Below are 19,797 nucleotides of genomic sequence, written 5' to 3'. Positions count from 1 at the left end.
TTTTCAAAACAAGGTCGGCAACCCATAAAAAACCGGCCGCCCCCTTGCGGGAAAGCGGCCGGCTGCAGGCAGGATCCCCGCCGCAGCGGGAATGCCTTTCCTGATTAACGCTCCATCGACTCGACGACGGCCAGCGCCGTCATGTTGACGACGCGACGAACGGTCGCCGTCGAGGTCAGCACATGCACCGGACGGGCCGCACCGAGCAGGATGGGGCCGATGGTGACGCCTTCGCCACCGGTCATCTTCAACAGGTTGTAGGAGATGTTGGCGGCATCGATATTCGGCATTACCAGCAGGTTGGCTTCGCCGGTGAGCGGCGAATCCGGGTTGGCTTCGCGGCGGACGTCCTCACTCAGCGCGGAGTCGCCGTGCATTTCGCCATCGACTTCCAGTTCGCCGGCCGACATCGCGGAAATCAGACCGGCCGCCTTGCTCATCTTGCGGGCCGATTCGGAGGAGCCCGAACCGAAGTTGGAATGCGACAGCAGCGCCGCCTTCGGGTGGCTGCCGAAACGCTTGACCTGCTCGGCGGCCATCAGCGTCATTTCGGCGATTTCTTCGGCCGTCGGGTTTTCATTGACGTGGGTGTCGCAGATGAACAGTGAACGGGCCGGCAGCATCAGGTAGTTCATCGCGGCCAGCGTATTGACCCCCGGGCGCTTGCCGATCACCTGGTTGATCACCCCGAGGTGATGGCTGTACTGGCCAGTCATGCCGCAGATCATGCCGTCGGCGTAACCGAGCTTGAGCAGCATGGCGCCGATCACGGTCGGCTTGCGCCGCATCGATTCCTTGGCGATGGACGGCGTCACGCCACGGCGCGCCATCAGCTTGTGATAGGCGCTCCAGCACTCGCGGTAACGCTCGTCGGATTCCGGATTGACGATGTCGAAATCGACCCCTGACTTGATGCGCAGGTTGGCCTTGGCCAGACGGTGCTCGATGACTTCCGGACGACCGACCAGGATCGGGCGGGCGAATTTTTCTTCGATCACGACCTGAACGGCGCGCAAAACGCGCTCATCTTCACCTTCGGCGAAAATGATGCGCTTGCCCTTGGCTTGGCGGGCGGCCTGGAAAATGGCGCGCATGCCAACGCCGGTGTGATAGACGAACTCGGAGAGCTTGGCGCGGTAGGCGGCCCAGTCGGTGATCGGCCGGGTGGCGACGCCGGAGTCGATGGCGGCCTGGGCGACGGCCGGCGCGATCTTGACGATCAGGCGCGGGTCGAAAGGCTTCGGAATCAGGTATTCCGGACCGAAATTGAGGTCGTGGCCGGGATAGGCCATCGCCACTTCGTCGGTCACTTCGGCTTCGGCCAGTTCGGCGATAGCGCGCACCGAAGCCATCTTCATTTCTTCGGTGATGCGGGTGGCGCCGACATCGAGCGCGCCGCGGAAGATGAAGGGGAAGCACAGCACGTTATTGACCTGGTTCACATAGTCGGAGCGGCCGGTCGCGATGATGGCGTCCGGGCGAACTTCCTTGACCAGTTCCGGCATGATTTCCGGGGTCGGGTTGGCCAGCGCGAACACCATCGGCCGCTCTGCCATGCTGACGACCATTTCCTGCTTGACCACGCCGGCGGCGGAGAGGCCGAGGAAGACGTCGGCGCCGATCATGGCATCGGCCAGGGTGCGGGCTTCGGTGTTCTGGGCGTAGCGTGCCTTGGTTTCGTCGATGTTGCCCGGGCGGCCGACATAGATGACGCCCTTGGAGTCGCAGACGGTGATGTTCTCGCGCTTGACGCCGAGATCGCACCACAGGTTCAGGCAGGAAATGGCGGCAGCGCCAGCGCCGGAACAGACGACCTTGATTTCGTCGATCTTCTTGCCGACCACTTTCAGGCCATTCAGCATGGCGGCGCCGGAAATGATCGCCGTGCCGTGCTGGTCGTCGTGGAAGACCGGAATATTCATCCGCGCCTTGAGCTTCTCTTCAATATAGAAGCACTCGGGCGCCTTGATGTCTTCCAGATTGATGCCGCCGAGCGTCGGCTCCATGGCGGCGATCATGTCGATCAGCTTGTCGGGGTCGTTCTCGGCCAGTTCGATGTCGAAGACGTCGATGCCGGCGAATTTCTTGAACAGGCAACCCTTGCCTTCCATGACCGGCTTGGCGGCGAGCGGGCCGATGTTGCCCAGGCCGAGCACGGCGGTGCCGTTGGTGATGACGCCGACCAGATTGGCCCGCGAGGTCATTTCGGCGGCCATCGAAGGATCTTCGACGATCAGGTCACAGGCTGCGGCAACGCCGGGCGAGTAGGCCAGTGCGAGATCGCGCTGGTTGGTCAGGCCCTTGGTCGGGCGGACCGAAATCTTGCCGGGGGTGGGCCAGCGATGGTATTCAAGTGCGGCTTCGCGCAAATCCTTTTCCACGGATTCTCCTTGGACTGTCGGCTATTAGGGAAAACCCCGTAGGTTACTCCAAAGGTCGAACCCGGGCAAAGGTGGAAAGCACGTATTTTTCGCCTCAGAAACGATGCGAAATGGTCAGCCGGGCGCTGCGCGGCTCGCCCGGATGGACATGGCGATCGAATATCGGCGAGCTTTCGCCGGCCAGTTGCGAGTCGTACCAGTACTCGATGTCATTGACCCGGCGGTCGAACAGATTGTAGATATCGAGGGCCAGCGAAGTTTGCCGGCCGAAGCGGTAGCCGAGGCGCAGATTGGTCAGCGCCGACCCCGGCGCCCGTACCGAATTGTCCTCGATCATCGGCCGCGAGCCGAAATAGCGCAGACGCAGCGCGCCAAACCACGGGCCGAGCTGATCGATGCTGAGGCCCAGGTTGGCGGTGGTACCGACCGCCCCCGGAATGTAACTGCCTTCCGGCGCGGCATCCCGGAAGCGGGCGTGCGACCAGGCGAGATCGGCGTCGACCGCCAGCCAGTCGTTCACTGCGTAGAAATTGGTCCACTCCAGACCGTAGCGCCGGGAAGGTCGTGAAGCCTCGGTCGTCCCGGCATCGCCGACGAAGAGCAGTTCGGACGCCGCTTCCAGTTGCCAGAGGGCGGCGGTCGACTGCCAGCCAGGCACGATTTCCGAACGCAGGCCAATTTCCTGGCCCTTGCTGCGAACCAGCGGTTTGACCGGGTTCACCGTGTCGCCACTGGCCGGATCGACGCGGATCGTCGTACCGCGCGCGTCGTTGGAATGGAAACCATGGCCGTAGTTCAGGTAGAGCTCGGTTTTTTGCCAGGGGCCGAAGACCAGCGAGAATTTTGGGGTCAACATCTGATCGCTAGCCGCACCGGCATTGGCGCTCAAATTGGCGTCCACCACAAAATCGTAGGCATCGGCCCGTAGCCCCTGGATGGAGCGGAACCACGAGGCCCAGCGCACTTCGTTCTGCGCCCACAGCCCGAGGCTGCGCTGGCTGACGCGATCCTCGCGCACAGTCTGCCAGGTCGCGCGCTGGCTAGTGTTGTAAAGGCCGACTGGATTCAGGCGGTCGACCCGGGCCTGCAGGCCGAAAGCGTTGCTGACCTCGAAACCACCCCAACGATCAAAAACGGTGTGCGCGAGCGAGAAACCGCCGGCCTGCCGCCGTTCGCCCTGCTTGAACTGATCACCGGTGGCGCAATTGCCGTTGGCGGCGTAATCGTTCAGGCAGTACTGAAAGTTGGACCATAGATCGAGGCCGGAACGCAGCCACCAGATATTGGCCGTGCTCTGGCTTTGCTCGCCCTGCCTGGCCCAGTCGGCGGCCAGGCTGTAGCGGTAAGTCTTGCCGCCGGTCGTCGAATCGAACGTGCCGAAGCGGTCGACCGCGCCGCTGTCGATGGCGCGCTGGGCAATCTGGTCGGTGGACGTCCATTGCCCGCGATAGGCCATGCCGGTCACCGACCAACCATTGCGGCGGCTGCCTTCGCTATAGCGCAGCACGCCGTTCAGCTTGCGATAGTCTTCGCTGACCTGCCACGGCCCGTCGTTGTGAAACAGCTCCAGGCCATAAAGCAGGCGGCCGTTGGCCAGGGCCGGCGCCCCGGTGAGCAGGCTGCGAGCGTAGCCGTGCTGGCCGAGCGTCAGTTGGGCCAGCGTGCCGTCCAGTTGGCGGAAATAGTCGATATGTGCCGCTCCGGCCGACGAGAAATCGCCTTCTGCGGCGTAGTACGGCCCCTTGCGGTAACTGATGCGGTCGACCAGTTCGGGAATCAGGAAATTGAGGTCGGTATAGCCCTGGCCGTGGGCATGGCTCGGCATATTGACCGGCACGCCGCCGACGTAGGTGGCGAAATCGGTGCCATGGTCGAGATTGAAACCGCGCAGGAAATACTGGTTGGCCTTGCCGTCGCCGGCATGCTGGGTAACGATCAGGCCGGGCACCATTTCCAGCGCCTCACCCGGGCGCAGGATCGGCACGGCGGCCAGACGCTGGCTGGAGACGACGCCCTGGCTGCCGGCGGCGGCGATGCCTTCGAGATTCTCGGCCTGTGCCCGAACTTCGACGGTCGACAGTTCGAGCGCATCGTCGGCGACCGCCCCAGTCATGGCGAGCAGCAAATATGAAGTTATTAGATTTTTTCTTAACAGCATCGCCAAAAAAAGGCCGGTACCCCGGCCATCTCCCTGAATGAGTGCTCAGACCGCCACGGGTCGCCGCGTCAGGCGCAGCGCTGCGAGAAAACTGAGGGCGATGATCGCCACCAGCAGAAAGCCGAAAACCAGCTCCTTGCCTTCGCTCCAGGCGTCGACCGCCGGCGACAGCAGCTTGGCGGCGCCAAAGGCGGCGACCAGCAGGCTGACGCCGGAGACCACCAGCCCCATGACGCGCGAGGCGATCAGCGCCACCTGATCGGCGCGGGCGATCAGCCGGGCAATCCACAAACCGTTGATGCCGTCGGTGAGCAGCATGCCGAGCATGAACAGCATCGCCAGCAGCAAGGCATGCTGCCAGCCGCCGAACTGGCTGGCGGTCAGCGCGAAGAAGGCGGCTTGCGACAGCGTGTCGAAGGAGAGCGCGAACAGCGCTCCGACCAGAGCGATCAGCGCCGGGTGCGAAACTTGGCGCAGGCTGCCAAGCAGGCGCCCTTTCAGGCCGACCGGCTGCACCAGCTGATCGGGGCCGGCGCGCAGCACGGCGGCGAGGTTCAGGCTGCCCAGGGCGACCAGGAAAGCGATCGAGATCACTGCGCCGAGCACGCCGAACCATTCCGGTACTTCCCATTGCCCGGCCAGCGCCGAAACGCCGAGGGCGATGGCCATCACCACCGCGCCGTGGCCGAGCGAGAAGAGGGTGCCGCAGTAGCGCGCCAAGCGCGGCTGACGGTGGGCGTTGTAGCGGGTCAGGCCGTCGATGGTGGCGAGATGGTCGGCATCGAAACCGTGCTTCATGCCGAGCACGAAGGTCAGGATCAGCAGCGACAGCCAGTCGGTGGGCAGGGTTTCCATGGCGCTCGTATGAAAATTTTAGTCATCTTCATACAAGGACTGTGCCAGATCAATAAGTCATTGTTCGTATTGACCTCGGCCTTTGATCGCCCCGCCCAGGTGGTCAGCGGCTTTCCACCGGCAGTGCAAGAATGAATTCCGCTCCGCCCGTCGCGGCGTTGTGTGCCGTTAGTGTCCCGCCGTGCCGGTCGACGATGCCGTAGCTGATCGACAGGCCGAGCCCGGTGCCCTGGCCGACCGGCTTGGTCGTGAAGAAGGGCTCGAACAGGCGACCGAGATGCTCGGCGGGAATGCCCGGGCCGTTGTCAATGAAACGCAGCACGGCGCGCCCCGCCTCGATCGCGCCGACGATCTTCAATTGCGCCGTCGGCTGGCCGGCCGTTGCGTCGCAAGCGTTCTGCACCAGATTCATCACCACCTGCTGCAACTGCCCGGAGGAGCCGGGGCAAACCAGCTTGGGCGGCAGATCGACCTCGACTGCAAAGCGGGCCGCGGCACTCTGCACCACCCAGCGCACCGAACGCTCGACCACCTCATTCAGGCTGACCTGCTCCGGCGTCATCTTGTCCACTGCCGAGAAGCGCTTCAGCGCATCGACAATGTCGCGTGTCCGCTCGGCGCCCTCGATCATGCCGTCGATCAGGTGCGGCATGTCGGCCAGGATGCGGTCGATGCGCAACTGCTGGCGCATGTCCTGCACGGCGGCGTCGTCCGCCGCGGCGCTGGCATGGACGGTGCCGAGATAGCTTTCCAGGCGGCTGGCGTAACGCTGCAGCGACAGCACGTTGCCGAGCACGAAGCTGATCGGATTGTTCAATTCGTGGGCGACGCCGGCCACCAGCCGACCGAGCGAGACCATCTTCTCGGCGTGCAGCAACTGGCCCTGCGTCCGCTTCAGATCGTCGTGCGCCTGGCGCAGCGCCGAGTAGGCGCGGCGCAGTTCGCCGACCGGGCGGCCGGTGACGACCATACCCATCAGCTTGCCGGTCTGCGAGACACGCGGCGTGCAGTTCATCGAGACCGGCACGGTCGACCCGTCGCCGGCCCGCAAAAAGAACTCGCAGTCGTGCACGCCTTCCCGGCCATAGCGGGCAAAGACTTCACGGGCCTTGGCCTGCTCGGCCGCATCGGCGAAAAGCTCGAAGAGCGCCGTTCCCAGCAGGCCTTCGGCCGTCTTGCCAGTGATATGGCAGAGCGAGGGATTGACCTCTTCGATGCCGCCGTTGCGGTCGCAGACGATCAGGATGTCGGACATCGAGGCGAGCACGCTCTCGATGAACTGGTGCGACTCTTCGAGCGCCGCATTCTTTTCTTCCAGCGCCACTTCGTACTGGAGGAGGTCGTTATAGACCTCGTCCATCTTCTGGATGACCTCGATCCAGGCCTGCTCGCCGCCCGGCGGCAAGGGCGAGCCGCCATCGCCGCTCTCAGGCTCAGCGGGCGGGACGGTAGTGGACATGCGCGGCGCCGTGTTCGTCGTGGGCGTGGTGCTGTTCGGCTTCGAGGGCGATGACGTTGAGCTTGCCGTGGCGAACGCCACGCTCGGCCATCAGGGCATCGGCGAACTGCCGGACGGCAGCGGTCGACCCTTTCAAAATGACCGATTCCAGGCAGTTGTCGTGATCGAGATGGCTGTGCAGCGCCGCCACCGTCAGGTCGTGATGGTCGTGCTGCAACCCGGTCAGCCGTTCGGCCAGCTCGCGCTCGTGGTGGTTGTAGACGTAGGACAGGTTGGCGACGCAATGGCCGGCCGGCGGGTCGCGCTGGCGGTCGCTCTCGATGGCGCCGCGAATCAGGTCGCGTACCGCTTCCGAGCGGTTGCTGTAGCCGCGCGCCGCGATCAGTTCGTCGAACTGTTTCGCCAAGGCCTCGTCCAGTGAAATGGTGAAGCGTTCCATGTTCTTTGCTCCCTGCTAAATTTCCGCCGCGACACCGGTGCTAGCATGTCCTGCATCGCATTCTAACGTCTGCCCCCGATGACCGCTGCCCCTGATACCGAACTGATCCGCAAAGCCCTGCGCAAGGTGGTCGACCCCGAAGTCGGGGCCAATATCGTCGATCTCGGCCTGATCTACCGCATCGAGATCGATGCCCCGCAACTGCTGATCGAAATGACGATGACCTCGCCGGCCTGCCCGATGGGCGAGATGATCATCGACGACGCCTACAGCGAACTCGACCGCATCCTGCCCGAAGACTGGCAGCCGGAAATCCGCCTGGTCTGGGAACCGCCGTGGACGCCGGCAATGATGAGCGAAAAATGCCGCCTCAGCCTGGGCTGGGACGCTGAACCGACGCCATGAGCGCCAGCGGCGACCTGCGCCCGGGCGGCCGTCTGCCGCTGCTCTTTTTCGGCATGCTGTCGCTGCTCGGCGGCGTGCTGGCCGGCCTCGCCCGGCTCGGCTGGGAGGTACCGACAGCGGCCGCCCAGGCCGCCGGCGTGCACGGCCCGCTGATGATCACCGCCTTTTTCGGCACCGTGATCAGCCTCGAACGCGCCGTCGCCGCCGGCCGCCGCTGGGCCTATCTGGCGCCGCTGGCCGCCGGCGCCGGCGGTCTCACCCTGCTCGCCGGGGCGCCGCTCCTCATCGGCCAGACCCTGGGCAGCCTCGCCGCCCTCGGTTTGATCGCCGCCAGCGGCGTCGCCCTGCGCCGCCAGGTCGCCGCCTTCACCGTCGTCCTCACCCTGGCCGCTGCCTGCTGGCTGGTCGGCAACGGACTCTGGCTATTGACCGGCGACGTGAACGCGGGCATCGCCTGGTGGCTGCTTTTCCTGGTCCTGACCATTGCCGGCGAACGCCTGGAACTGACCCGTTTCCTGCCCACGCCGCCAATCGCCCAGCGGCTGTTCATCGGCATCGTCGCCGCCCTGCTCGGCGCCGCCGCGTTCGGCAGCCAGCCGCTGTTTGGCGGCGGCCTGCTCGCCCTTGCCGGCTGGCTGCTGCGCTACGACATCGCCCGGCGCAATATCAAGACCGCCGGCCTGACCCGCTTCATCGCCGCCTGCCTGCTCTCCGGCTACGCCTGGCTGGCCGCCGCCGGCCTGCTCGGCCTGGCCGGCGCCTTCAGCCCCGGCCACCCGTGGCGCGACGCCGCGCTGCACGCGATCAGCCTCGGCTTCGTCTTTGCGATGGTCTTCGGCCACGCTCCGATCATTTTCCCGGCCGTCACCCGCATCAAGATTCCCTACCACCCGGCCCTTTACCTGCCGCTGGTCCTGCTCCACCTGAGCCTGGCCCTGCGCGTCTTCGGCGGCCTGAGCGAGCGTTTTGCCCTGCGCCAGCACGGGGCGTTGCTCAATGGCCTGGTCCTGCTGATTTTCATTGCCACCCTGGTGACGCTGGTTCGCCGCAATGCCCAACGAGGTCCACGATGAAACGCCATGCCGCCCTGCAGCAACTTTCCCGCGAGCACCACATCGCGCTCAAACTGGCCCGGCAAGCCCGCTTCGCCAGCGATTCCGGCAACCCGACGGCGATCGGCGAAGCGGCGGAAAAGATCAACGCCCTGTTCGCCGAGGCCCTCGAACCGCATTTCCAGGTCGAGGAAACCGACCTGCTGCCGGCGCTGGCCAAGGCCGGCGGCGAAACCCTGGTCAAGCGCACCCTCGACGAACATGCCGAACTGCGCGCCCTCAACCAGCAACTGAGCGCCGCCGACGGCAGCAAGCTGAGCCGCTTCGCCACCCTGCTCAACGATCACGTCCGCTTTGAGGAACGCGAACTGTTCGAACTCGCCCAGGACCTGCTCTACCCGGAACACTGAGGCGCCGCGGGCGCCAATTGTCGGATTGCTGCGGTCGACCGGCAAAAATTGGCATTTTTCAGACAAGGCCGCCAGCCACCCCACGCTGCCACGCCTTCCCCGGCTCCTCAAAAGCAGGAACGGGATATGCTTGACTTAACCTGCAGAACGCTTGATCCGTTATCTGGTCACAGAGCACATGGAGGAAGTCATCATGGCACACAGCGACATCCGACTCTCGGTCGCCGAGGAACGTACCATCTACGACGTAGGCGCCATCGAGCGCGCCATGGAAGAGGCGGCCGGCAACCGCAATGAAGCGCTGGCGACGCTCTACGACAAGATGAAACAGCGCGGCGGCGGCCGCTTCTTGGTCCGCCCGACCGGCGCCGACATGATCGACGAGCTCTACGACAGCTGCCCCAACTTCAGCGACGTCATCGACGACCTGCGCAAATACGTCGCGCTGTCGGTCGCCGGCAACGAACCGATGAGCTTCACGCCCATCCTGCTGCTCGGCGAACCCGGCATCGGCAAGACCCATTTCGCCCGCGAACTGGCGGCCCGCCTCGGTACCGGCCACGAATTCATCTCGATGAGCTCGCTGACCGCCGGCTGGGTGCTGTCCGGCGCCTCCTCGCAGTGGAGCAACGCCAAGCCGGGCAAGGTGGCGCACACTTTGGTGCATGGCGACTTCGCCAACCCCATCGTGGTGCTCGACGAAGTCGACAAGGCCGGCGGCGATTCCCGCTACGACCCGATGGGCGCCCTCTACGGCCTGCTCGAAAAGGACACCGCGCGCGCTTTCAAGGATGAATTCATCGACATCGACATCGATGCCTCGCACATCCTGTGGGTAACGACGGCCAACGACGAACGCTCAATCCCGGAACCCATCCTCAACCGGATGAACGTCTACGAAGTACCGCGCCCCGACCACGACGCCGCGATCAGCATCGCCGCCGCGCTCTACCGCGAAATCGTCAGCCAGCACGACTGGGGCTTCCCGCCCGAAGCCGACGAAGCGGTCCTCGAACGCCTCGGTGCGCTGCCGCCGCGCGACATGCGCAAACGCCTGCTCGCCGCCTTCGGCACCGCCAAGCTGGAAGGCCGCAACTGGCTGGAAGGCAGGGACTTCGAACAGGCCCGGATGGGGCGCAGCCGGAAGATCGGTTTCTAGGCCCGGCAGCCGGGCCGCGAACCCTGCCGGCCGCTGGCGGTCTGACTCAGGCCGGCCACCGGCCGGCATTTTCGATAGAGGGGAGCGCTGATGTCTGGAACACCACTGATCAAGGCCGTCCTGAAAACCGTTCCCTATCGGGTCGAACTGTCCGACGACCAGGGTCACGCCTGGGCGGCCGACGAGCCGCTCGAGGCCGGCGGCGGCAATGCCGGACCAACGCCGGAGAACTTGGTGCTGGCCAGCCTCGGCGCCTGCACCGCGATCACCGTCAAGATGGTGGCGGCGCGCAAGCAATGGCCGCTCGACGAAGTGCGGGTCGAACTGCAGCTCAACCCGGCCGGCAAGCCCGACAGCGGCAACGACATCGTGCGCCGGATCGAACTGCTCGGTACGCTCGACGACGATCAGCGCGCCCAGTTGCTGAAGATCGCCAACGCCTGTCCGATGCACAAACTGCTCAGCGGCGAGATCCGCATCCATAGCGAATTGCGCTGAACGCCGAACGAACTGGGCGTCCGCCGCCGCCCCTTAACGCACCGTGCACACCATGTGCAGCGGGAACGCTCAGCATTATCTATTCAGGCTCAACGGCTTAGGGTTGCTATCGGCACTTCCAAAGCCACCGAAAACACACCATTGCGACCACATAAAATCAGATAGTTACAGCGCAATTTGGTAAACGCACCGCTGCGCTTTCAACTACACAAGCAACGGTTGTTGCACTACAATGCGATTCACATTGCTATTCACAGCGTTATTCACATCATTATTCAGCACCATGTCAGCACATGCCGATGCAATCCGACTTCAGCTAGGCCGAGGCCCACAACAAGCCCGCCAACTCGTTGATAGCCTTGAGTTAAGCCAGCCGACAATCTCCAGGACAATCAATGCGCTGGGGGATGAAATCGTGCGTATCGAAATCGGCCGAACTATTCAATACGCCCTACGGGATACCCGGCGCGGTATCGGCGACATACCCATCTACCGTGTCACACCAGAGGGCACCATCAAGCCGCTCGGCACCCTGATCCCGGTTCGCCCCGATGGCTTTGTGATGCAGCAAAGCGACGGAAAGACACTGCACAGCGATTCGCTCCCGTGGTGGCTGTTCGACATGCGACCACAAGGCTACCTTGGCCGGGCCTACGCATCGCGCCATGCCGCATCCCTCGGACTGCCCAACCAACTCAACGACTGGGACGATACCCACGCCCTACGCGCCCTGCTCGTACAAGGCCACGACGCCGTAGGAAACCTGCTGCTCGGTGACGCCGCGCGCGAACGCTTCCTGTCGGCCAACCATCAGCCGATCGATGAAGCCGACAAGGCCGGCGCCTACATCCAGTTGGCTGCGGAATCATCCCGCGGCGAAATTCCCGGCTCGTCGGCCGGCGGCGAACAACCCAAGTTCGTCACCTACGCCCTCACCCCGAACGGACCGCGACACCTCATCGTCAAGTTCAGTCTCCCCGAAGACAACCCGGTGACGGAGCGCTGGCGCGATCTGCTGCTGGCCGAACATCTGGCCCTCGACACCCTCAATCGCGAAGGCATTGCCGCCGTGCGTACGCACATCAAGGATTTCGGCAATCAACGCTTCCTCGAAGTTGAACGCTTCGACCGCGAAGGAGAACTGGGCCGGCATGCCCTCATCAGCATGAAAGCGCTTGACGCAGAATTTGTCGGTGCCGGTTCAGCGGGCTGGCCGCTGATCGCCAACGCGCTTGCCAAGGGTGGCCAGATCACACTGGAGGCCGCCGCTGGCACCTCCCTGCTACAGGCCTTTGGTGCATTGATTGGCAACACCGACATGCACACCGGGAACCTGTCGTTCATCTCCGACCACGGCCGGCCCTATAGTCTCGCCCCGGCCTACGACATGCTACCCATGGGATTCGCTCCCAAGTCGAGCGGAGCCCTGCCGTCAGACCTCAGCGACATCACCCCACACGCCGACATCACGCCGGAGATATGGCAACGTGCCAGCCAGGTCGCCCGCCTCTACCTCGACCGTCTACGCAACGAACCAAGATTCTCGGCAGCATTCCGACCCTGCATTGAGGCTCTGACCGACCATCTCCAAACGGCTTTGGGAAAGATTGCCAGGCTCGGGTAGTCGCAACGACAGATAGCGCTAGCGTTATCTATCGCAACACCCGCGGCGCCGAGTGGATCGAGGTCAAAACTGCCTGACCTCTCCCCGGATTTGGTGAACTTTTGGTGAACAATCCAGAAAAGCCCGCCAACCAGGCCTTCCGGGGCTAATGGACAGTACACACCATGCACGGATCGAAGGAGCGCACCACGTGCTGCACGGTCGGCGGGGCACCTTCGCCGGCCGGCAGGCCGAGCAGTGCCTGTTCGAGCGGGCCGGGCTGGCCTCCGGCGTCGCGCGGCGAGAAGTTCCAGGTGGTCGGGGCGATGATCTGGTAGCGCTCGATGCGGCCGCGCCGGATGCTCAGCCAGTGGCCGAGGCTGCCGCGGGCGGCTTCGACCAGGCCGACGCCGCTGCCTTCGTCGGGCAGCGTGCCTTGGGCACAGAAAGCTTCACCCGGCTGCAACGCCTGCACCCAGCTTTCCATGGCCGGCACGACGATGGCCAGTTCGAGCAGGCGGGCGACGACGCGGGCCATGACGCTGGCCCCGTCCTGCTCCACCAGGTCGCGCAGCAGCGGGTGGCCGGCCAGCATCTGCCGGGCCAGGGCGCCGACTTCGAGCGGCTGCCCGGCGTAGCGCGGCGCCTTGCACCAGGTGTAGGCATCGGGCTTGTCGGCGGCGACGATGGTTTCCCCGACCGCCGGATGCAGCGGCCGGCCAGCCAGCAACCAAGCCGATGCGCTATCTTCGACGATGGCCGACGGATCGAGCCCTGCGACCTGGCCGGCCTGCCAGACTCCGGCCGGAAACAGGCCGTAGGCGCCGAAGGACAGAAAGCGGTCGCCGGCACGCCCCAACTTGTCGAGACCGAGATCGCGGGCGGCTTCGATGAACAGCGGCAAATCGGCCGGTCGACCGGCGGCCCAGGCCAATAAGGCGCCCTTCGAGTCGAGCTGGCTTACTGCGGCCAGCGTATCGCCAAATAGCCGCTTTTCCAGGAAGCTGCGGAATTCGCGGAGCAGGGCGAGCAGCCGGATTCGTTCGCCGGCAGTGATCGCCCGCGTGCTGCCGCCCGGCTGGATGGCCAGCGTATGCGGCCAGCGGCCGGCGAGGAAGCCCATCAGCTTGAGGAAGCCGGCACGGGCCGGCAGCACTTCGGCCGCCGCCTCGCCCTTGACCGCCGTGAAGCGGCGCGCCACCGCGGCATGCCAGCTACGGTCGACATAGGCTGGACGGGCAAAATCAGGCATGAAGAAGAGGTAGAAGTGGGTCAGGTGATCGGCCAGGTTTTCGGTGGCCTGGATCAACTGGCGGGCGAGTTGGCCGTTCGGCGTCGGCCGGATGCCCATCGCGCCAGCCAGCGCCTCGGCGGCAGCGGCCGACTGGGCGACCGAGCAGATGCCGCAGATGCGCGGCACGATGGCCAGCGCATCGAGCGGCGAACGGCCGATCATGATCTGCTCGAAGCCGCGAAAGAGCGGCGAATTGACGTAGGCGGCCTGAACCCGCCCGGCTTCGAGATCGAGGCTGACTTCGAGATCGCCTTCGACGCGGTTGAAGGGGCCGAGCACGAGGCGCGTCATTTGCCGCCGCCTTTCTTGCGGATCGCCGGCCGGATCAGCGGGTGATCGACCACCGCGTTGTCGCGCACCCGCTTCGGCGTTGCCGACTTGGAGAGCGCGGCGAGCGCGACGAACCAGGCTTTCGGCATGTCGGTCGGCAGGCCGAGCGGGATGCCGGCCACCTTCGGCGTTTCCTGGAAGGCATGGCCGGGCGACTCGAAACCCGGCTCGGTGCAGGCGATGCAGGCGAAGCCGCCGCGCAGGCAGGAGCCGCTGCCGTTCCACGGCCGCAGGTTGCAGTCGGCGTGCGCCTGCGTCCCCTTGCAGCCGAGGTTTTCCATCAGGCAGCCGAGATCGGACGGCTTTTCGGCGCTCGCCTTGAATTCGTAATACTCGTTGCGGGCGCAGCCGTGGTGCACCAGTTCGCCGGCGTAGAACAGCGGCCGCCCGAACTCGTCGAGATCGGTCGCCGACAGGCCTTCCAACGCCAGTTTTTCCAGCGTTTCGACGACCCAGCCCGGGTGCGTCGGGCAGCCGGCGATATTGACCACCGGCAGGCCGCCGGCCGCCACAAAGTCGCGCCCGAGCAGGCCGCCTGGCGTCTGTTCGTCGTATTGCAGGCCGCAGGCTTCGAGCGGATTGCCCGGCGTATTGGCCGAGAAGCCGCCATAGGCGGTACAGGAACCGATGGCGAATACCCAGCGGGCGTGGCCGGCCAGGCGCTCGACCCATTCGGTCAGCGGCCGGCCGCTGCCGGCCATCAGGTGAAATTTGCCGGTGCCGTTCGGACCGCGCAGCATGGCGCCTTCGACGCACAGTACATCGAAGGCCAGGCGCCCGGCGGCGCATTCTTCGAGGATGTGCAGCGCTTCGCTGCCACTTTCCAGCGACAGGGCCGGATGCCAGAGAAACTCGATGCCGGCGTCGGCCAATTCGTCGAATAGCGAACGCGGCTCGGAACAGAGCAGCGACTGCGTACAGCCGCCGCAGCCGCCGCTTTGCAGCCAGAGCACCTTCATTCGCCGACTTCCAGGCCGTGCCGGCCAAGCTTGGCGCGCAGGCCGACGCGCGACAAGCCGAGCTCGCGGGCCGCCCGCGACTTGTTGCCGCGATGGCGCCCCATCGCCTCTTTCAGGACATGCATTTCGAGCTGATCCATGCGTTCCTTCAGGTTGCCGCTCAGTTCGGCCGTCCACGCGGCACCGCCGCCCGCCGCCGCCCGGGGCTGGCGCAGCACGCGCGGCGACAGCAGGTCGGCACCGAGTTGCGGCGTATCGGCCAGCGCCACCATGCGCAGTATCTCGTTCTGCAGTTCGCGCACGTTGCCCGGCCAGGCGTAGGCAGTCAGCGCCGCCAGCGCTTCATCGCTGAAACCGTCGACCCGCTTGCCGAGCGCCTGGCAACTGCTGTCGAGCAGGCGCTGGAGGAGCAGCGGCAGGTCCATCGTCCGCTCGCGCAGCGCCGGCACATGCAGCGCGATGGTCGCCAGCCGGTAATAGAGATCCTCGCGGAAACGGCCGGTGCGGACGTCTTCTTCCAGATCGCGATTGGTCGCTGCAATGACCCGGACATCGACCGTCACCGCCCGGTTGCTGCCGAGCGGCCGGAATTCGCCTTCCTGCAGCACGCGCAGCAGCTTGACCTGGAAAGCCGGGCTGGTTTCGCCGATTTCGTCGAGAAACAGCGTGCCGCCATCGGCCTGCTGGAAGAGACCGACCCGATCCTCGACGGCGCCGGTGAAGGCGCCGCGTTTGTAGCCGAAGAGTTCCGATTCGAGCAGTGTATCGGGCAGCGCGCCGCAGTTTTCGGTGATGAAAGGCTTGCTCGCCCGCCGGCTTTCGTAATGGATGGCGCGGGCGATCATTTCCTTGCCGGTGCCCGACTCGCCGGTCACCAGCACCGACAGGTCGTAGGGCGCGACGCGCTCGACCAGGTCGCAGATGGCATTGAGCGGGCTGCCCCGGGCGCGCAGGAAGCTGCCCAGGCCGAAGCTGCTTTTCGCCTTTTCCTGCTTGGCCTCGACCCGTTTTTTCAGCACCGGCTCGGCGGTGCGCAGGTCGAGCGACAGGCGCTGGTTTTCCTGCTGCAGGCGCCAGACTTCGGCGGCACGCTGCAGCGTCAGCAGCAACTGTTCCGGCTGCCAGGGCTTCAACAGGTATTGCCAGATACCGGCCTCGTTGACGCCGGTGATGATGTCCTCGGCGTCGGTATAGCCGGAGAGGATGATGCGGACGATGTCCGGCCAGCGCGTGCGCACTTCGCGCAGGAAGTGGACGCCGGTGGTGCCCGGCATGCGCTGGTCGCAGAGGACGATGCGGATGGCTGCGGTGGACTGCTCTTTTTCGAGGATTTCCATGCCCTCGGCCGCACTGCTCACGCACCAGACTTCGAAATCCTCCTCCAGCGTCCGGCGCAGCGCCTCCTGCGAGCGCACCTCGTCGTCGATGACGAGGACGGCGGGCAGTCGGCGCAGGCTGGCTTGGCTCATTCGGGAATCTTCCAGTCGAGATCGCGGTGGCGGGCAAGGTGACGCGGCGTCCAGGAGTTCGGCGAACGCGCGACGAAATGATAGCGTGCGACGTGGTAGGACGGGTCGAAACCGTAGAAGTTACGGCGCATCTCGTTCAATTCCGCCGCCCGGTACTCGGCCAGCGGCCTGGCCGTTTCATCGGCGGCCCGCCTGGCCTGCTTGGCGGCGAGCTGGGCCGCGATATCCGGCGCCGCCGCCATTTCGGCAGCGCGGCGGGCGACATCGACGGCAAAGCCCGGGCTGGGCAGGCAGGCGTCGTAGAAGCCGAGGCGGACCGCTTCCGCCGCCGTCATCGGCAAGCGGTGGCGCATGATGGCGGCCGCCCCGTCGTCGCCGACGCGCGGCGGCAGCAGGTAAGTCCAGAATTCCGAGCCAAACAGGTTGCCCATGTTCTTGTAATGCGGGTTGAGCATGACGCCGGCCCGGGCCCAGACGAAATCGGCGGCACGGGCCAGGAAGCAGCCGCCGGCCCCGGCGTTGCCGCCGACTGCGGCGACGGTCAACTGCGTTGCGCAGCGCAAAATGGCCTCGGCCAGATCGTCGATCGCGTTGATGTTGGCCCACGACTCGTCGGCCGGGCTTTCCGCCGCCTCGATGGTGTTCAGATGAATGCCGTTCGACCAGAAATCGCTGCCACCGCGTAGCACGATGACCCGGGTCGGCCGCGTCGTCGCCCACTGGAAGGCCTCGGTCAGCCGCTGACATTGCCCGGTGCTCATCGCGCCGTTGTAAAACTCGAAACTGAGAAAGCCGACGCCGGCCACCTCTTCATAGGCAATGTCCTGCCAGGTGGGCGTTGGCGCTTTCCACCAGCCGGCCAGCGGCAATTCGGGCAGTGCGGCCGCCTCGGGGAAAGCCAGCGTCGCCGGCAGCTTGATGCCGCCAGGCCGTTTGACATGGCCGATCCACAGCGCGCCATCCACTGTCGCCCGACAGATGGCCGTGGCCCGACGACCGAGCAAGGTACCGGCCGGTCCTTTCAGCTCCGCCTCCGGCCAGGCATCGAACAGATGGCAGGGCTGGCCGAACAGTTCGTCGGCGACGCCGGGAAAACCTTCGGCCGCGTTCAGCCGGGCGAGGAGGCTGGCGCTGCTCGCCGCCGCCCAGTCGAGGCGGCGTTCGCTCTGCTGCATCAGTGCATGGGCCTGGCCGGGTACCCGCTCCGGTGTGAAATTGCCCTGCTCGACGCGGTCGACCGCAGCAATCACCGCCTGCACCGCCGCTTCGGTCACTTCATTGCGGTACAGCGACGCCTTGCGCGCGACGCGCATCGGAAAGTTGGCCGTCGCCCAGACCGGCCCGGCATCCATCTCGGCCTCCGCCTGCAGCACGGTGACGCCCCACTGCGCGACGCCGTTCTGGATCGCCCAGTCGAGCGCCGACGGCCCGCGATCGCCGACGATGCCGGGATGCACGATCAGGCAGCGCCGCCGCGCCCAGATCGATTCGGGAATCGCCCGCTTCAGGAAAGGGGCGACGATCAGCTCCGGTTTGAACAGGTCCACCGCCTCTTCGGCCACAGCATCGGCGATGTCGAACTCGATGCTGATTTGGTGGCCGCGCGCCGTCAATTCGCAATAAAGACGCTGGGTCAGGCTGTTGAAACTGTGCGTAAGAAAGAGAATTCGCATTCCGTCCGACTTTTTACAAATAATTTAAATGTCATGAATCTCGATTTCTCGCGGCTTGGCAGGCGGAAGTTTCCCGAAATGCATGTCTCTATAACTTTCGCGATATTTTTCAATCGCTTGGCTTTGGTTAGGATGCGCACACTCATGACACAGGCTTGAAACAATGCAAACGCAACGCAAACCAGCCAAGACCCGCAGCCCACGCAGCCAACGTGCGCCACGCCCTGAATTTACCGCCGCCGTCCGCTATCTCGACGGCAGCCGCGACATCTTCCACGTCCGCAATGCCGACGACATGGAAGATGCCCGCGCCCTGGTCATCGCCGAACTCGGCCAGCTGCAAAGCATCGTCATTGCTCAGCGTCGGGCGCACTGAGCGTCCTTCAGCAAATCCGCGGCAACTGCTCGCCGGACAACCAGTCCACGATGCGCTTGCCGCCGAAACCGGTGGTCATCTGCACGAAATGGTGCGGATCGGCCTTTACCGAGCCGATGATCGCCGCCGCAGCCCCCAGCGGGTGAGCCCGCATCGCTGACAACAATGTGTCGGCATCGCGCGCCGCGCAAATCGCCACCAGCTTGCCCTCATTGGCAACATAAAGTGGGTCCAGCCCGAGAAACTCGCAAGCCGCACTGACCGCCGGCTTCACCGGCAAAGCCTTTTCCTGCAGCATCATGCCGACCCCCGATTGCTGGGCGATTTCGTTCAGCGTCGTCGCCAGCCCGCCGCGGGTCGGGTCGCGCAAGACGTGAATCTCGGCGCCGCTCGCCCGCATCGCTGCGATCAGGCCATGCAGCGCCGCCGTGTCGGACACGATCGGCGACTCGAACCCGAGGCTCTCGCGCTCGGCCATGATCGCCATGCCGTGATCGCCGAGCGTGCCGGAAACCAGGATCACGTCGCCGGGCTGGGCAGCGCGCCCAGACAATTCATCACCGCTCGCCACGATGCCGACGCCGGTCGTCGTGATGAAGACGCCGTCGCCCTTGCCGCGTTCGACGACCTTGGTATCGCCGGTCACCACCGGCACCCCGGCTTCCTTGGCGGCGGCGGCCATGCTTTGCACGATGCGCGCCAGATCGGCGAGTTTGAACCCTTCTTCGAGGATGAAGCCGGCCGACAAATAGAGCGGCTTCGCCCCCATCACCGCCACGTCGTTGATCGTGCCATGCACCGACAGGCAGCCGATGTCGCCGCCGGGAAAGAACAGCGGCGAGACGACATGCGAGTCGGTCGCCATCACCAGCCGCCCGGCGCCCGGCGCCGGCAGCAGCGCGCCGTCATCGCCCTGGGCCAGGTATTCGTTGCCGAGATGTTTGGCGAACAGTTCCTCGATCAGTTGCGCCATTGCCCGGCCGCCGGCGCCGTGCGCCATGTCGACCTGGCCGTGCTTGATGTCGAGGGGGCGGATGTAGTTTTTACGGATTTCGGTCATGGGGTTGGGGTGATGGATTTTGGGGGGATAGGGGGATGCTGCTTCTTCAAATATTGGTCTTTGGGCTGGCGGTGTTTTCCGCGCTTGCGGCGCGGGCGTACTTTCTTTTGTTTGCCCAAAAGAAAGTAGCCAAAGAAAAGGTCACCCCTCGGTCGGTGCCGGCTACGCCGGTTCCCTGCGCTACTCGAAACGCCGGGCGGCTGCGCAACTCGGGGCG

Annotated in this window: 18 protein-coding genes; 8 read left to right on the top strand and 10 right to left on the bottom strand. The window is 65.1% G+C overall.

The annotated features are described in order from the left end of the window. Positions 1–104: 104 nt before the first annotated feature. From AT959_RS18690 to nikR, 5 genes are all read right to left on the bottom strand, one after another. Entirely contained in the window at positions 105–2,381 is a 2,277-nt protein-coding gene (locus AT959_RS18690; RefSeq protein WP_066886697.1) for an NADP-dependent malic enzyme, read from the bottom strand. A 94-nt stretch (positions 2,382–2,475) separates the two neighbouring features. Further along, positions 2,476–4,494, bottom strand: a complete 2,019-nt coding sequence (locus AT959_RS18685) for a TonB-dependent receptor (protein ID WP_240481891.1) — start codon at positions 4,492–4,494, stop codon at positions 2,476–2,478. Positions 4,495–4,584: 90 nt separating this feature from the next. Further along, positions 4,585–5,394 (bottom strand): HoxN/HupN/NixA family nickel/cobalt transporter, encoded by an 810-nt coding sequence (locus AT959_RS18680; protein WP_066886691.1) that lies wholly within the window; start codon positions 5,392–5,394, stop codon positions 4,585–4,587. A gap of 103 nt (positions 5,395–5,497) precedes the next feature. Next, a complete protein-coding gene (locus tag AT959_RS18675) occupies positions 5,498–6,853 on the bottom strand; it encodes a PAS domain-containing sensor histidine kinase (RefSeq protein WP_066886688.1) in 1,356 nt (451 codons plus the stop codon). After that, positions 6,828–7,292, bottom strand: a complete 465-nt coding sequence (gene nikR, locus AT959_RS18670) for a nickel-responsive transcriptional regulator NikR (RefSeq protein WP_066886686.1) — start codon at positions 7,290–7,292, stop codon at positions 6,828–6,830. The genes AT959_RS18675 and nikR overlap by 26 nt, the downstream gene beginning before the upstream one ends. Before the next feature lie 78 nt (positions 7,293–7,370). Between nikR and AT959_RS18665 the strand changes: the two genes are divergently transcribed. The 6 genes from AT959_RS18665 to yjjJ all read left to right on the top strand — a co-directional run bounded on the left by AT959_RS18665 (position 7,371) and on the right by yjjJ (position 12,440). Continuing rightward, a complete protein-coding gene (locus AT959_RS18665) occupies positions 7,371–7,697 on the top strand; it encodes a metal-sulfur cluster assembly factor (RefSeq protein WP_066886683.1) in 327 nt (108 codons plus the stop codon). Further along, entirely contained in the window at positions 7,694–8,770 is a 1,077-nt protein-coding gene (locus tag AT959_RS18660; RefSeq protein WP_066886680.1) for a hypothetical protein, read from the top strand. Before AT959_RS18665 ends, AT959_RS18660 begins: the two co-directional genes overlap by 4 nt. After that, positions 8,767–9,159 (top strand): hemerythrin domain-containing protein, encoded by a 393-nt coding sequence (locus tag AT959_RS18655; RefSeq protein ID WP_066886678.1) that lies wholly within the window; start codon positions 8,767–8,769, stop codon positions 9,157–9,159. Before AT959_RS18660 ends, AT959_RS18655 begins: the two co-directional genes overlap by 4 nt. Before the next feature lie 193 nt (positions 9,160–9,352). Then, a complete protein-coding gene (locus AT959_RS18650) occupies positions 9,353–10,318 on the top strand; it encodes an AAA family ATPase (RefSeq protein WP_066886772.1) in 966 nt (321 codons plus the stop codon). Positions 10,319–10,408: 90 nt separating this feature from the next. Continuing rightward, complete coding sequence (locus AT959_RS18645; RefSeq protein ID WP_066886676.1) at positions 10,409–10,816, top strand: OsmC family protein; 408 nt, start codon at positions 10,409–10,411, stop codon at positions 10,814–10,816. 232 nt (positions 10,817–11,048) lie between these two features. After that, complete coding sequence (gene yjjJ / locus AT959_RS18640) at positions 11,049–12,440, top strand: type II toxin-antitoxin system HipA family toxin YjjJ (RefSeq protein WP_338032536.1); 1,392 nt, start codon at positions 11,049–11,051, stop codon at positions 12,438–12,440. A 145-nt stretch (positions 12,441–12,585) separates the two neighbouring features. Here yjjJ and AT959_RS18635 read toward each other — a convergent pair whose 3' ends face one another. From AT959_RS18635 to AT959_RS18620, 4 genes are read right to left on the bottom strand one after another with little or no spacing between them, the layout of a single operon-like run. Then, positions 12,586–14,004 carry a nickel-dependent hydrogenase large subunit gene (locus AT959_RS18635; protein WP_066886670.1) on the bottom strand — a complete coding sequence of 473 codons (1,419 nt, stop codon included), beginning with the start codon at positions 14,002–14,004 and terminating at the stop codon, positions 12,586–12,588. Further along, positions 14,001–15,002 (bottom strand): NADH-quinone oxidoreductase subunit B family protein, encoded by a 1,002-nt coding sequence (locus AT959_RS18630; protein WP_066886666.1) that lies wholly within the window; start codon positions 15,000–15,002, stop codon positions 14,001–14,003. Before AT959_RS18630 ends, AT959_RS18635 begins: the two co-directional genes overlap by 4 nt. After that, a complete protein-coding gene (locus AT959_RS18625) occupies positions 14,999–16,471 on the bottom strand; it encodes a sigma-54-dependent transcriptional regulator (protein ID WP_066886664.1) in 1,473 nt (490 codons plus the stop codon). The genes AT959_RS18630 and AT959_RS18625 overlap by 4 nt, the downstream gene beginning before the upstream one ends. After that, complete coding sequence (locus AT959_RS18620) at positions 16,468–18,144, bottom strand: enoyl-CoA hydratase-related protein (protein WP_066886660.1); 1,677 nt, start codon at positions 18,142–18,144, stop codon at positions 16,468–16,470. The genes AT959_RS18625 and AT959_RS18620 overlap by 4 nt, the downstream gene beginning before the upstream one ends. Before the next feature lie 163 nt (positions 18,145–18,307). Between AT959_RS18620 and AT959_RS18615 the strand changes: the two genes are divergently transcribed. Beyond that, complete coding sequence (locus AT959_RS18615) at positions 18,308–18,520, top strand: hypothetical protein (protein WP_066886658.1); 213 nt, start codon at positions 18,308–18,310, stop codon at positions 18,518–18,520. 7 nt (positions 18,521–18,527) lie between these two features. Here the strand turns inward: AT959_RS18615 and hypE are convergent, their stop codons facing one another. Next, a complete protein-coding gene (gene hypE, locus AT959_RS18610) occupies positions 18,528–19,580 on the bottom strand; it encodes a hydrogenase expression/formation protein HypE (RefSeq protein WP_066886655.1) in 1,053 nt (350 codons plus the stop codon). Between the two features lie 35 nt (positions 19,581–19,615). On the opposite strand from hypE, the gene AT959_RS21655 reads away from it, so the two are divergent. Continuing rightward, positions 19,616–19,797 (top strand): hypothetical protein (locus AT959_RS21655; RefSeq protein ID WP_205629964.1); only part of this gene is annotated, 182 nt, incomplete at its 3' end.

It is taken from the genome of Dechloromonas denitrificans, from assembly GCF_001551835.1.
Taxonomy (GTDB): Bacteria; Pseudomonadota; Gammaproteobacteria; order Burkholderiales; family Rhodocyclaceae; genus Azonexus; species Azonexus denitrificans.
The sequence above is the reverse complement of the archived record's forward strand: the minus strand, read 5'-3'. Positions and strand labels throughout refer to the sequence as shown.